11 protein-coding genes and 1 pseudogene are annotated in these 12,846 nt (G+C 60.9%); 8 read left to right on the top strand and 4 right to left on the bottom strand.

Going from position 1 to position 12,846, the window contains the following annotated elements:
• Positions 1 to 389 precede the first annotated feature (389 nt).
• The 8 genes and pseudogenes from HFO71_RS09775 (at position 390) to HFO71_RS09740 (ending at position 6,371) form a co-directional block, all read left to right on the top strand.
• Entirely contained in the window at positions 390 to 1,064 is a 675-nt protein-coding gene (locus HFO71_RS09775; RefSeq protein ID WP_077976547.1) for an energy-coupling factor ABC transporter ATP-binding protein, read from the top strand.
• Positions 1,064 to 1,672, top strand: a complete 609-nt coding sequence (locus tag HFO71_RS09770; protein WP_077976548.1) for an energy-coupling factor transporter transmembrane component T family protein — start codon at positions 1,064 to 1,066, stop codon at positions 1,670 to 1,672. The genes HFO71_RS09775 and HFO71_RS09770 overlap by 1 nt, the downstream gene beginning before the upstream one ends.
• Before the next feature lie 27 nt (positions 1,673 to 1,699).
• A complete protein-coding gene (locus HFO71_RS09765; RefSeq protein ID WP_062943922.1) occupies positions 1,700 to 2,263 on the top strand; it encodes a biotin transporter BioY in 564 nt (187 codons plus the stop codon).
• Positions 2,264 to 2,406: 143 nt separating this feature from the next.
• On the top strand, positions 2,407 to 2,943 hold the full coding sequence (locus HFO71_RS09760; RefSeq protein WP_077976549.1) for a GXWXG domain-containing protein: 537 nt from the start codon (positions 2,407 to 2,409) through the stop codon (positions 2,941 to 2,943).
• A gap of 129 nt (positions 2,944 to 3,072) precedes the next feature.
• Positions 3,073 to 3,864: an alpha/beta fold hydrolase gene (locus HFO71_RS09755; protein ID WP_077976550.1), complete on the top strand. Its 792-nt coding sequence runs from the start codon at positions 3,073 to 3,075 to the stop codon at positions 3,862 to 3,864.
• Positions 3,861 to 5,000, top strand: a complete 1,140-nt coding sequence (locus HFO71_RS09750; RefSeq protein WP_077976551.1) for a PAS domain-containing sensor histidine kinase — start codon at positions 3,861 to 3,863, stop codon at positions 4,998 to 5,000. The genes HFO71_RS09755 and HFO71_RS09750 overlap by 4 nt, the downstream gene beginning before the upstream one ends.
• A gap of 507 nt (positions 5,001 to 5,507) precedes the next feature.
• Positions 5,508 to 5,983, top strand: a pseudogene (locus HFO71_RS09745) (adenylate/guanylate cyclase domain-containing protein); the annotation flags it as partial.
• 13 nt (positions 5,984 to 5,996) lie between these two features.
• A complete protein-coding gene (locus tag HFO71_RS09740) occupies positions 5,997 to 6,371 on the top strand; it encodes a DUF3307 domain-containing protein (RefSeq protein WP_077976553.1) in 375 nt (124 codons plus the stop codon).
• Positions 6,372 to 6,521: 150 nt separating this feature from the next.
• On the opposite strand, the gene HFO71_RS09735 is transcribed toward HFO71_RS09740, so the two are convergent.
• The 4 genes from HFO71_RS09735 to HFO71_RS09720 form a co-directional block, all read right to left on the bottom strand.
• Positions 6,522 to 8,066: a methionine--tRNA ligase gene (locus HFO71_RS09735; RefSeq protein WP_077976554.1), complete on the bottom strand. Its 1,545-nt coding sequence runs from the start codon at positions 8,064 to 8,066 to the stop codon at positions 6,522 to 6,524.
• A gap of 273 nt (positions 8,067 to 8,339) precedes the next feature.
• Positions 8,340 to 9,686 carry an SLC13 family permease gene (locus HFO71_RS09730; RefSeq protein ID WP_077976555.1) on the bottom strand — a complete coding sequence of 449 codons (1,347 nt, stop codon included), beginning with the start codon at positions 9,684 to 9,686 and terminating at the stop codon, positions 8,340 to 8,342.
• Between the two features lie 95 nt (positions 9,687 to 9,781).
• A complete protein-coding gene (locus HFO71_RS09725; RefSeq protein WP_221987922.1) occupies positions 9,782 to 11,296 on the bottom strand; it encodes a malonate--CoA ligase in 1,515 nt (504 codons plus the stop codon).
• A complete protein-coding gene (locus tag HFO71_RS09720; RefSeq protein ID WP_221969672.1) occupies positions 11,293 to 12,717 on the bottom strand; it encodes a malonyl-CoA decarboxylase in 1,425 nt (474 codons plus the stop codon). Before HFO71_RS09720 ends, HFO71_RS09725 begins: the two co-directional genes overlap by 4 nt.
• Between the last annotated feature and the right edge of the window lie 129 nt (positions 12,718 to 12,846).

Raw genomic sequence — 12,846 nt, 5'->3', positions numbered from 1 at the left:
CCACATCATAATCCGGAAAATCTTCCTAGCCACCCGATATCGACCCAATATCGCGGGCGAGATTGCTCTTTCATCATCACAGGTTCCCCGTATAGAAGCATTGCTGTTTGGGTTGCGCCGATGGCAGCCCCTCACCCTAACCCTCTCCCCGCCTGCGGGGAGAGGGGACGTGCCAAACGCGGCGTCGAGGGTAAAGGAAGCCGGTGCGGCATATCCCCTTCTCACCGCGAGCGGGGGTCCGAAGGACGGGTCGAGACACGTGGCTCGACCCAGGCAGAGGTGCCGGCAGGCGGATGAGGGGCAGGCGGCGATCTCATGGGGCAAGGCGGCGAAGACGTACCAGGCCGCAAAACGTCGGCAGCGGGATCGCATGGATGCGAGGGATTGGTTTGGATATTCGTTTCGAAGGTGCCGGGGTCAGTTTCGGGGCACGGGTGGCGCTGCAGCCGCTGACGCTTGACATCAGTGGAAAACGCATCGGCGTCATCGGGCTGAACGGCTCGGGCAAGACGACCTTCGCCCGGCTGATCAATGGATTGGCCAAACCGTCGGTCGGCCGCGTCACCGTCAACGGTCGCGATACGAGCGATGAGAAGACTGCTGTGCCCGGTGTCGGTTTCATCTTCCAGTCGCCGCAGAACCAGATCATCCTGCCGATCGTCAAGGACGACATCGCCTTCGGGCTGAAGCGGCGCGGCTTCACCAAGGCGGAGATCGAGGCGAAGGTCGAGGGCGTGCTGGCCCGCTTCGGCGCCGAGGCGCTGGCCGATCGGCGCGCGCATGAGCTTTCCGGCGGCGAGTTGCAGGTGGCGGCCCTTTGCTCGGTGCTGGCAACGGGGCCAGGCATTCTGATCCTCGACGAACCGACTAACCAGCTCGACCTCAAGAACCGGGCGCTGGTCGAGAAGATCATCGCCGGGCTGCCGGAAAGTGCCATCATCATCACCCATGATCTGGACCTGATCGCCGATTTCGAGCGGGTGCTGCTGTTTCATGAGGGGTGGCTTGCCGCCGATGCGCCGGCTGCCGAAGCGATCGCCCGCTACAAGGAGATCGCCGCCTGATGCAGTCGCTCTATGTCGAAGGCAACAGCGTGATGCACCGGCTCTCGCCGCGGCTAAAACTGTTGTCGCTGACGATCTTCGGCATCGTGCTGTTCATCACCGGGAACCTCGTCCTGCTGTCGATCGCCGTGCTGCTGACAGCGGTTCTCTACCGCATGATCGGCCTGCCGTTTGTGGATGGTCTCAGGCGGTTGCGGCCGATCTTCCTGACGATCGCGGTCGTCGCACTCTTCAACCTCATCTTCAATCCCTGGCAGGAAGCACTCGTGCCCCTGCTGCGGCTGACGGCGCTGATGCTTCTGGCCGCCACCGTGACGGCGACGACGTCGATCGCTGAGTTCATCGACGAGGTAACGGCGCTTGCCCGCCCGCTCGATCGCACCGGCTGGGTGCAGGCCGACGATATCGGCCTGGCGCTTGGGCTGGTGCTGCGTTTCGTGCCGGAGATCGTCGGCCGTTATCAGGCGATCCGCGAGGCGCATAGGGCACGCGGGCTGAAGGTCCGGCCGACGACGCTGCTTGCGCCGCTGATCATCCTGACGCTCAGGGATGCGGATAATATCGCCGCGGCGATTGACGCGCGCGGCATTCGGCGGCATGTGAGTTAACGATTGATAAACACGGAATTCATGATGATGAGCACTCGCGACCTCGTTCTTACCGCCCTCTTTGCCGCAATCATCGTGGCGCTCGGCCTGCTGCCGCCGATCTCGCTCGGCTTCATTCCGGTGCCGATCACTGCGCAATCCCTCGGCGTCATGATGGCCGGCGTCGTGCTCGGCGCCCGGCGCGGCGCGATTGCCGTGCTGATTGTACTGGTGCTGGTCGCCATCGGGCTGCCGGTGCTTTCCGGCGGCCGCGGCGGGCTTGCGATCTTCGCGTCGCCAACGGCCGGCTTCCTGATCGGCTGGATCTTTGCCGCCTTCGTCACCGGCTATCTCAGCGAACGGTTGGTCAACCATCAGCAATCCGGCCTGGTGCAGACGGTGAGCTTCTTCCTCACCGCCATGGTCGGCGGCATCGTCGTGCTCTACGCCTTCGGCATCACCTATCTGGCGACCGTCGCCGGCCTCGGCTTCACGAAAGCCTTCGTCGGCTCGATGGCCTTCATTCCCGGCGATGTGATCAAGGCTTTCGTCGCAGCGCTGCTTGGCCGCGCCGTCATGGTCGGCTATCCCCTGTTGCCGTCACGCGCCTGACGCATAGGCCGGTCTTCTCTGGCGAAATGCCTCAACAGCCCCGGCGGGGGCTGTTGCGCTCGAAGACTTAAGCCCTTCACCAGAAGTCGCTTCCGGCCGGCTTGTATGCGGGAACTTCCGAACCCTTCTTTTCATTTGTCGCAATGAACATCCGTGAAGGAGAAACCATGCGAGGCGACCAGCAGGAGGAGATGGCTACCTGGTTCCGGTCGCTGGAGCCCATCCAGCCAAAGGACATGGTCGGCCTATGGAGCGGCGTTGGTATTCCGTCGGGTCATCCACTGGACGGCGTGCTCGAAAATCTCAGCTGGTTTGGCAAGCGCTTCCACTCCGACATGCGGGCGGACGCCCTGCTCTTCAAGTGGAGACCGGGCCGGCTTGTTCCGATCGACCCAAGTTTCTTCCCTGTTCGGCTGGCGATCAAGATGGCGCCCTTTGGCCGGACGTTCGTCGCCCGCCATTGGTTCTCGTATCTGCAGAAGATGCTTCGAGCCAGAGGCACGACAGCTTCATTGAAGCTTCAGGCTCTCGACGGCGTCGAAACGGCTGCGATGGTCTACGACAAACAGCCGATCGTGGACTACTTCCACAGGATTGACGATGACGGGATTGCCGGGATGATGTGCGTGCACCACGACCCGCGGCGATTCTTCTTCAAGCTGCAGAAAGTGATGAACTGAGGCATGTCGCAAACGGCAGGGCGGTCGCCTTCTGGAATATCATGTCACACGACCATCGAACCCGTCGCCTCCCCGATCTTTCCTCAATCCAAGGCAGGCGGAATATGCTATGAGAGGAAAGAGGGCGAGATGACCGTCATCGATCGAAATCATGTTCAAATCCGGGGCAATGGCCAGCGTGCGATGATCTTTTCGCATGGATTCGGGTGCGACCAAAATATGTGGCGCTTCGTGGCGCCGACCTTCGAAAGCGACTTCAAGACAGTGCTGTTCGATCATGTCGGCGCAGGACGATCCGATCTCGCGGCTTACGATGCCCGAAAATATTCTTCATTGTCCGGTTATGCGGATGACCTCTTGGAAATTTGCCGCGAACTTGGGTTGACGCAAACGGTCTTCGTCGGGCACTCGGTCAGCGCGATGATCGGCGTCATCGCGTCGCTGGAGGCACCGGAACTGTTTGAAAGCCTGGTCCTTGTCGGGCCGTCGCCGCGCTATATCAACGACGATGACTATATCGGCGGTTTCAGCGCGGCAGATATAGACGAACTGCTGACGTCGCTGGACGACAACCACATGGGATGGTCTGCCGCCATGGCCCCCGCCATCATGGGCAATCCCGATCGACCGGAACTCGGTGAAGAGCTGACGAATAGCTTCTGCCGCACCGATCCTGAGATCGCCAAGGCGTTCGCACGGGTGACATTCACGTCGGACAATCGCAGCGATCTTCCGCGCGTCACCGCCAGAACGCTGATCCTTCAGTGCCGGGATGACATCATCGCTTCCGAAGAGGTCGGCGAATTCGTCCATCAGCAGGTCCCAAACAGCCAATTGGTGGTGCTGAATGCGAGTGGCCACTGCCCTAACCTCAGCGCTCCCGACGAGGTCATATCTGCAATCCGGTGGTTCGTCCGATGACCGGTGCCGACACGCAGATCGCCATGCCGGCGGAAGACCTTGAGGACTTGTACGAAAACGCGCCGTGCGGCTATCTTTCGCTGCAGCCGGATGGGCGCATCGTCAAGGTCAACAGAACGCTTTCGACCTGGATCGGCATCCCTGCCGAGCAGCTCCTCGGCAAACGACTTCACGACCTACTCAATACCTCGGGCCGTATATTCTACGAAACCCATTTTGCGCCTTTGCTGCGCATGCAAGGGTTTTTCAACGAGGTTGCCCTCGATCTCGTCACAGTAGACAGCAAAAAGCTGCCTGTGCTCGCCAATGCCATGGAAAGACGTGCAGAAGACGGCGCCCTGCTTTTCACCCGGGTGACGATGTTCCAGGCTGCCGAGCGTCGCCGTTATGAACGGGAGTTGGTCGAGGCGCGCGCCGCGGCCGATGCTGCCGGCGCCACGATCAAAGCCAAACTTGCCTTCGAACAGCAAACCGCCGAGTTGCGGGAAGAGTTCATTGCTGTTCTCGGCCACGACCTGCGCAACCCGCTTGCCTCGATTTCAGCCGCTGCGCGCATTCTGCGAAAAGAGAAGCAGACCGATCGCGCGATTAAAGTTCTCGACTTGATGCAGGGCAGCGTCGTTCGCATGTCCGCCCTGATCGACAACGTCCTCGACTTCGCGCGCGGACGATTGGGTGGCGGCATCACACTCGAGAGGCGGGCCGAGCATCTCGAGCCGCTCCTGCGGCAGGTCATCGAAGAACTCCGCTTCAGTCATCTCGACCGGGCGATTGAGGTGACGATCGAATTCGACGGGCCGATAAACTGCGACAGCGGCCGGATCGGCCAGCTGGTGTCCAATCTTCTGGGAAATGCCCTGACACATGGGGCGCCGGACGAACCGGTGCGGCTATCGGCGGCAACTGTCGACGGAAAGCTCGAGCTTTGGATCGCCAATGGCGGCGCTCCGATTTCCACCGAGGCGATGACAGGGCTTTTTCAACCTTTCTTCAAAGGTGAAGCCGGCACAAGTCAAAGAGGATTGGGGCTGGGTCTGCACATCGCGTCGGAAATCGCCCGCGCCCATGGCGGGACAATCACGGTCAGTTCCGATGACAAGGAGACGCGCTTCACCTTTGTGATGCCCTTGGATTGAGCGGGGCGCACCGCCGCGCCGGAATCCGGGCAACAAAAAACCGCCTTGAGGCGGTCGGGCATTCTATCGATTTCAGTTTGATTTAGTCTCCTCCTCCACCATCTCCGCCGCCGCCGTCACAGTCGCTTGAGGCATCAAACCAGCCTCCACCTCCATCGCCCGAGCCTCCTGAACTGCCCGACCTGCGCTTGGTGTTTGCGGTGGTCTGGGCAGCGCGCCCTCGTGCTGCCCCGGTGATCAGGGCAAACAGGACAAAGCCTGCGATGAGCATGGTAGTCATAAGAAATATACTCAATCAGTCTCCTTCGTTTGTTTCAGGAAATCTTGTTTCCTGACTAAAATAGTAGATTATTTTCTCGCTCTCGAAAATAGCCTGAATATGAAAATTTCATGACATCCTGGGGCACGTCAAGCGTGGGCTGTTGCATCAGCGGGCAAGGACCGCATTCACCGAATCGTCCTTCGACTGATCGATGAGAACATGGAGAAGGCCGCTCGATGTGCGTTTCGCGCTTCCTCGCGCTTTCCATCGCCGCGATCCACGCCGAGGGCGGCACGGTCGACAAATTTATCGCGACGCTGTGATGGCGATCTGGAATGCCCCGAACGACGAGCCCGATCACGCGTCGCGTGCCTGCCGTGCCGCGGCCGCGATCCGTGACGCGATGCATGCCATCCCGCCGCTCGCGCCCCAGCATGACGCAGTGCGAGTCAGGATCGGCATCAACAGCGGGACGGCACTCGTCGGCAATATCGGCTCGGCCGAACGCCTGAGCTACACGGCGATTGGCGATGCCGTAAACCTCGCAAGCCGCCTGGTCGGCGTCGCCAAAGACAAAGGCGTTGAAATCGTGTTGAGTGGCGAGACGTGGGAACGGGCCGACAGGCGGCTCGATGCGCGCTCGCTGGGGGAGACGGTGGTGCGCGGCAAATCGCAACCGGTGCCGATCTTTACCCTGGACCGGAAATCGTCCCCAATTTGAGGGAGGAAGGACCATGGAAAGTGCATCTTCCCTTATTGGCCTACTCGCCTGGCTGCAGGTCAAGCATTTCGCCGCCGACTATCTCTTGCAGTCGACCTGGATTCTGCAGGGCAAGGGCGACATCCGCCATCCGGGCGGCTATATCCATGCAGCGATCCACGTCGCAGGCACCCTTCCAGGATTGTTTTTGTTCGGGCTGGATGGCGTGACGATCGCGGTCTTGGCGCTGGGCGAATTTCTAATTCACTTCACCATTGATCACTTAAAGGCCGTTCACTCGCGCCGCCATCCGGCTGCCGTGACGACCCGTCCTTACTGGGCCGCGCACGGAGCCGATCAGTTGTTGCATCACTTGACCTACACTGGGATTTTGGCTGCTGCGATGTGATCGAAAGCAGAGTTTTAGGCGGTCCTACAGATCATGCGAATGTTTGCTGTCAGTGCGATCCGGACGAGGATGAATACCCTTCCCTACCGCCTCCAGACAGGCTTGAACTCTGCGCTGCTTCAGTTGCAGCGCAGAGGATCTCGGGCTGCTTCAAGCTGCCGCTCTTTGCGGAAAGAGCACGGCTTGCGGAGCGGCTTTCGCCCCGTCCACCATCAAGGGGACCCGATAGAGGCGAGGAGATGGTATTCCCAGTCTGGAATGCAGCGTTGCGGCCGCGCTTGGCAGGAACGGGAGGAGGCAGCGGGCAACGACCGCAAGGCCGTAGACCTGCTCGGCCAGGCAAGCGCCGAGACGAGCGGCGGTCGCCTTCCGATCTTCCGGTGTGAGGTCGGCAAGCAGGGCTTTCGCATCCGCCCACGGCGCGTCTTTTGTAAACCGCCTGTTCGCCTCGCCGATAAAGGCAAAAATCTCAGTGAGGCCGACATGGAGCTCGTAGGCATCGAAAGCCTGGGCCACCTTCCCCGGAAGGCGGGCAGCCTCGTCCACGAACGCGCTGTCCGGCACGGGCGGAACGATTCCGTCGAATGACGTGGACAGAAGCGCAAGCACCCGGTTGGCGAGATTTCCGAGCTGCCCGGCGAGCTCTCCCGACCAAGCGGCTTCGAGACGCTCGGCCGAGAAGTCGCCATCGTCTGCCGAGCGTATATGCCGGAGCAGGTAATAGCGCAGTGCATCCGGCGTTCCATAGGATTGGATGATGCCTTCCGGATCGATGCCGTTGCCGGCCGACTTGCCGATCTTCCTGCCGTCCACAGTGACGTAGCCGTGCACGAGGATCGAGGATGGCGGCGGCAGGCCTGCGGACAAAAGGATGGCCGGCCAGTAGATGGCGTGGAACTTGGAAATGCCCTTGCCGACAACGTGGATGCGTTCGCCGCCGTTCCAATAGTGCTGCAGCAGGGTTTCATCGGAACCGTGGCCGAGACCTGTGAGATAGTTCGCCAAGGCATCGAACCAGACATAGACGACCTCATCTCCATCCGGGACGGGAACGCCCCAGCCGCGCGCCCGCTCCGCACTGCGCGACACGCTGATGTCGGTCAGGCCACGCCGCAGCAGGGCAAGGATTTCGTTGCGCCGATGGGCTGGAACGATGCGAAGCTCGCCGGTCTCGACGAGCTCAAGCAGCCGGTTGCCATATCTGGAGAGACGGAAGAACCAGTTCTCCTCACGGATGGTATCAAGGGCAATGCCGTGTTCCGGGCAGCGCCCGTCATCGAGTTCCGACGGCTCGTAGAATTGCTCGCAGCCGACGCAATAGAGACCCTCATATGCCTTGCGATAAAGGTCGCCCTTTTCAGCGCATGCCTTCCACAAGGCATAGACGCAGGCGATATGCCTTGGATCGCGGGAGGTACGGACGAATTCCTCGTTGGAGATATCGAGCAGGCCGCCAAGGCGCTCGAACCTATCTGCATTCGCATTGACGAAGTCCGTGACCTGCACTCCCGCGGCCTCCGCCGACCGGACATTCTTCAGGCTGTTGTCGTCGGTTCCGCACTGGAACCTGACGTCGTGGCCGAGAAGGCGAAAATGGCGGGCATAGGCATCGGCCTGGACCAGTTCGAGGGCAAAGCCCACATGCGGCGCGGCATTCACATAGGGGATCGAGGTGGTGATGTAGATCTTGTTCATCGGTGTTTCCTTTCGAAGGCTGTTATTGCCCGCGAGACGGATCGACCCATGAAAAGACCGCCTCGAGGGCGGTCGCTGGTGCATTCTGGACGCACGAAACCCGCCACGCTATGAGCGCGGCATCATCATCACGAAAGTGCTGATCAGGGTGTTGTCCATGCGATTTTCTAGCATCGCGGGCCGTTTCGAACAAGCGTGCTCTTCGATCTGGATGCACTGGCCGCCGCGGGCATGGCCTGCGGCGGAAAGCGATGATTCCAGGGCAGCCCGCCGTCACACCAGCCCGGGCACGACGAACACCAACCAGGCGACGACCGGGCCGATGATCGCGATCAGCGCGCTGTAGATCAGCAACTGTCGCAGCACCTGCTCTCGCCAGTCGTCCGGCGCGTTGGCGACGACAAGCGCGCCATTGGTGGAAAACGGGCTGGTATCGACGATCGTCGTCGAGATCGCGATCGCCGCGACCACGCCAATGGCGCTGACATGTCCTTGCAGGAGGAATGGAACGGCGAGCGGGATGATCGCGCCAAGCAGCGCGGTCGAGGATGCAAAGGCCGAGACGATGGCGCCGGTAAAGCAAAGCAGGAGCGCCACCAGCAGCGGCATGCCGAGACTGGATATGCCGTTCGCCACGTAGTCGACAGTCCCGGCCTTCTCCATGACGCCGACATAGGTGATGATGCCTGATATCAGCAGCACGGTCGACCAGCTGACCTTGTCGATTGCCGCCTTCTGGGTCTTCGGTGACAAGAGCGCCAGCGCGACGGCGACGGTCATGGCGACGAGGCCGACGTTGAACTTGAAAACCAGGGCGCCGATGCCGAGCGCCGTCAGGCCGATCAAGGTGGTAATTCTCTCATTGTTCAGGCGCAAGGTCGTCGCGGTATCGGCCGCCGTACCATAGGCATGCTCCCTGATCGGTTTTGCCGGCGTGCCGCCGTGACCTCTGATCGACTCCGATACGCCCTCTGGATGGAGTTCGGGCAAGGGACCAAGTGACGCGGGATCTTGCTTCATCACTTTTGCGCCGCCGAAAACGAAGAAGACCAGCACTGCGATCGCCAGGTTGAAGAAGAAGCTGGAGAGAAACAGCGAGGTCGGCGCGAAAGGCAGGCCGGCTTTCGCAACGATCTGGTTGGTGATTCCGCCATAGACGCTGATCGGCGAAAAGCCGCCGGCCTGCGCGCCGTGGATCACCATCAGGCCCATCATGACCGGGTGGATGCGGTACTGCACGGCAAAACTCAACGCGACGGGTGCGAGAATGGCGACCGCGGCAGGCCCAAGTGCACCGAAACCGGTAATGATGGCGGCGACGAGGAACATCACCCAGGGAATCAAGCCGATCCGCCCGCGCACCATGCGGACGGCACATTCGACGAGCCAGTCGATCGTGCCGTTGATCTGCGCTATGGCGAAGAGGTAGGTGACGGCGACGAGTGTCAGGAATAGATCACTCGGAAAGCCGGCAAAAATATCGCTGGTTTTCATCCCAATGATCATCGAGCCGAGCACGAAGGCGCCGGCAAAGGCGAGCGCACCCATGTTGATCGGCTGGATCGTCGCAATGATGAACATGGCGACCAGCAGGCCTATGGCCAATAGTTCAATACCCATGATTCCCCTCCCTCCGACGCCTCCAGCGCCGTAGTTGTTGTGTTCAAGATTGATGCTGGATGTCGACGCACACTCCTCCCAGAGGGCGCGTCGCCTTACCTCCTGGTGTAAAGATCGGAGTATTGCTGCCGCAGGATGTTTTTCTGAACCTTACCCATGGTGTTGCGCGGCAGGTCGTCGGCGAAGATGATGCGCTTGGGTTGTTTGTAGCGGGCGAGACGGTCCTGGAGGGCGCTGACGATGGTCTTTTCATCGAGGACGGCGCCGGGCTTGCACACGACGACGGCCGTTACGCCTTCTCCGAAATCGGGATGCGGCACACCAATAACTGCGCTCTCGACCACACCCTCGATCTGGTCGATCTCGCCTTCGACCTCTTTCGGATAGATGTTGTATCCACCCGAAATCACCAGATCCTTGCCGCGACCGACGATGTGGACATAACCTTCCCGGTCGATTTTGCCGAGATCGCCGCTGATGAAGAAGCCGTCGGCGGTGAATTCGGCGGCGGTCTTTTCCGGCATGCGCCAATAGCCCTTGAAGACGTTCGGACCCTTGATCTCGATCATGCCGGTCTCTTCAGGCGCCAGCACGAGCCCGGTGGCGGGATCGGTGACGCGCACTGTCACATCAGGCAGCGGGAAACCGACCGTTCCGGCAATCCGTTTGCCCTCATAGGGGTTCGACGTATTCATATTGGTTTCCGTCATGCCGTAGCGCTCGAGAATGGCGTGACCGGTGCGGGCCTGGAATTCGGTATGGGTTTCGGCAAGCAGGGGAGCCGAACCGGAAATGAAGAGGCGGATGTTGGCGACCGCCTCTCTGTCGAGGCGCGGGCTTTGCAGGAGGCGCACATAGAAGGTCGGCACGCCCATCATCATCGTTGCCTGCGGCATCAGCGACAGGATCTCCTCCGGATCGAACTTCGACAGCAGGAACATCGAGGCGCCGGCGAGCAATGTGACGTTGGTGGCGACGAACAGCCCATGGGTGTGGAAGATCGGCAAGGCATGGATCAGCCGATCGTCGGCGGTGACGCGCCAATAATCTCGTAAGGTCAGGGCGTTCGAGAGCAGGTTCCCATGCGTGAGCATCGCCCCCTTGGAGCGTCCGGTCGTTCCCGACGTGTAGAGGATCGCGGCCAGCTCATCCGCGGAACGCGAAGCATCGACAAAGTCGGCCGGCTCATCGCGTGCGAGATCCAGCAACGAGCCGCTGCCGTCGGCATCGAGCGTTTCAACGATCGCGCCGTGAGGCTTGGCAATTTTCTCCACGCCCTCTCTCGCAGCCGACGCAACAACCACCAAACGCGGCTCCGCATCGCCGATAAAGTAATCGAGCTCAGCCAGCGTATAGGCGGTGTTGAGCGGCAGATAGACGGCGCCGGTTCGAAGACAGGCGAGATAGAGGATCAGTGCCTCGGCACTTTTCTCGACTTGCACCGCCACCCGGTCGCCGGGGCGAATGCCGAGCGTGTCCATCGCGCCGGCAATGCGGCCGGAAAGAGCGAAAGCGTCATCATAGGTCCATGTGCGCTTGCTATCGATCCGGATGAACGGTGCGTCACCGGGCGCAGCGGCCCGCATGGCGTCGAAAAGATGGTTGCTCACTTTCGCCCTCCTCCAAGCGTTGAGTTCATTATCTGTGCGAATGGCCGGGAGCCTTGCTGGCCATTGCCGCCGCGGCGGCCTTCGTCGTTCTGGTTGAGCAAGCTCTTGACGGCCGGCGAGGCAATCACTTCGCCGCGCTGCGCCAGGGCCTCGTGGTTGGCCACGATATCGTCGAGCTTGTAGAGGTAGTTGACCATCAGGCCATGGGCCTGCTGCATCGCCTTGGGCGAGCGGTCGCCGAGAACATTCAGTCTTTCCAGTCGAGCGCCGTTGCCGAGATGGAAGCGGGCGACAGGATCGATGGGGCGGCCCTCCGGCGTCCGTTCAGTCAGGAAATAGCGCGCGGCAAGAGGCAGCAACACGCGCTCCACTTCGCTCGCCGTATTCTCGTTGTCAGGCCAGCTCGGATCATCCAGCAGCGTCAGTTTTTCGAGGACCGCTTCCGGCAGCAACCGGTCGGCGTCCGAGGCACGTGCTTTGGCAAGCCAACGGGCAAAGCCTGGAACGGGCGACAGCGTGACGAAATTCTTCAGGCCGGGCAGGTCTCTGCGCAGGTCTTCCACGACCTGCTTGATCAGGAAGTTGCCGAACGAGATTCCACGCAAGCCATCCTGGCAGTTGGAGATCGAATAGAAGACAGCCGTCGTCGCCTCGTCGGCATTGATCTGCTCCCTGCCCTCGACCAGCACATCTCCGATCGCGCTGGGCACGGATCGTGTGAGCGCCACCTCGACGAACACGAGCGGCTCGTCGGCCAATCGGGGGTGGAAGAAGGCAAAGCATCGACGGTCGGCCGGTGCCAAACGACTGCGCAACTCCTCCCAGCCGGCGATCTCGTGCACGGCCTCGTATTTGATGATCTTTTCAAGGATGTAGGCCGGCGTCGACCAGTCGATAGGGCGTAGCGTGAGAAAGCCGCGATTGAACCAGGAGCCGAACAGATGGGTGAAGTCGGCGTCAAGCGCGTGATATCCTGCGGATTGGTCTTTGGAAGCAAGCAGCTGCTCACGCATCCGGACAAGCTTGGCGGTGCCGTTCGGCGCGTGATTCAATCGGCGCAGAAGCTCCTGTCGCCGCGGCTCGGCTGCCTGGTGGAGAGCGATAATCGCGGCAGAGCTTTTGTCGGTGCGGTAATTTTCAATCGCCTGGTCGAGCTTGGCCGTGTCGGGGCCGAACTTCTCGTGCAGCATATCAAGGAATGCCTGCGCGCCCTCGCTCTCAAGCGCGCCCCAGCGATCGAGTATCTCGGCCGCAAGCGCCATGCCCGAGGCTTCGCCCCGGCTCGACAGCAGCATTTCACAGAGTGTCTGGAGATCGGTCTTGGCTGCGACCTGCGTGGCGCGCGAGCCGGAAAACAGAAGCTGGCGTCCGCGATCCGTGATGCTCTGCAGCATGTCGGTGAAGAAGGAAGCCTCAGACATGCCATTCTCCTCTCTTCTACCGGCCGGCTGGGTGCGGACCGTTTTTGACGGCTGCTTCCCATCGTCGGGTTTCACCGGTAGTATGTAGAATGCCACTCTTCGTACACGAGGTCAATGATCGTGTATACA

The organism is Rhizobium laguerreae (assembly GCF_019778565.1).
Lineage (GTDB): Bacteria > Pseudomonadota > Alphaproteobacteria > Rhizobiales > Rhizobiaceae > Rhizobium > Rhizobium laguerreae.
This window is presented reverse-complemented; position numbering and strand designations above follow the sequence as displayed.

Excerpts from the sequence above, each read along its gene's own strand:
- HFO71_RS09770 (WP_077976548.1), top strand. The coding sequence starts at position 1,064 with ATGCAGTCGCTCTATGTCGAAGGCAACAGCGTGATGCACCGGCTCTCG.
- HFO71_RS09765 (WP_062943922.1), top strand. The coding sequence starts at position 1,700 with ATGAGCACTCGCGACCTCGTTCTTACCGCCCTCTTTGCCGCAATCATC.
- HFO71_RS09760 (WP_077976549.1), top strand. The coding sequence starts at position 2,407 with ATGAACATCCGTGAAGGAGAAACCATGCGAGGCGACCAGCAGGAGGAG.
- HFO71_RS09755 (WP_077976550.1), top strand. The coding sequence starts at position 3,073 with ATGACCGTCATCGATCGAAATCATGTTCAAATCCGGGGCAATGGCCAG.
- HFO71_RS09750 (WP_077976551.1), top strand. The coding sequence starts at position 3,861 with ATGACCGGTGCCGACACGCAGATCGCCATGCCGGCGGAAGACCTTGAG.
- HFO71_RS09740 (WP_077976553.1), top strand. The coding sequence starts at position 5,997 with ATGGAAAGTGCATCTTCCCTTATTGGCCTACTCGCCTGGCTGCAGGTC.
- HFO71_RS09735 (WP_077976554.1), bottom strand. The coding sequence starts at position 8,066 with ATGAACAAGATCTACATCACCACCTCGATCCCCTATGTGAATGCCGCG.
- HFO71_RS09730 (WP_077976555.1), bottom strand. The coding sequence starts at position 9,686 with ATGGGTATTGAACTATTGGCCATAGGCCTGCTGGTCGCCATGTTCATC.
- HFO71_RS09720 (WP_221969672.1), bottom strand. The coding sequence starts at position 12,717 with ATGTCTGAGGCTTCCTTCTTCACCGACATGCTGCAGAGCATCACGGAT.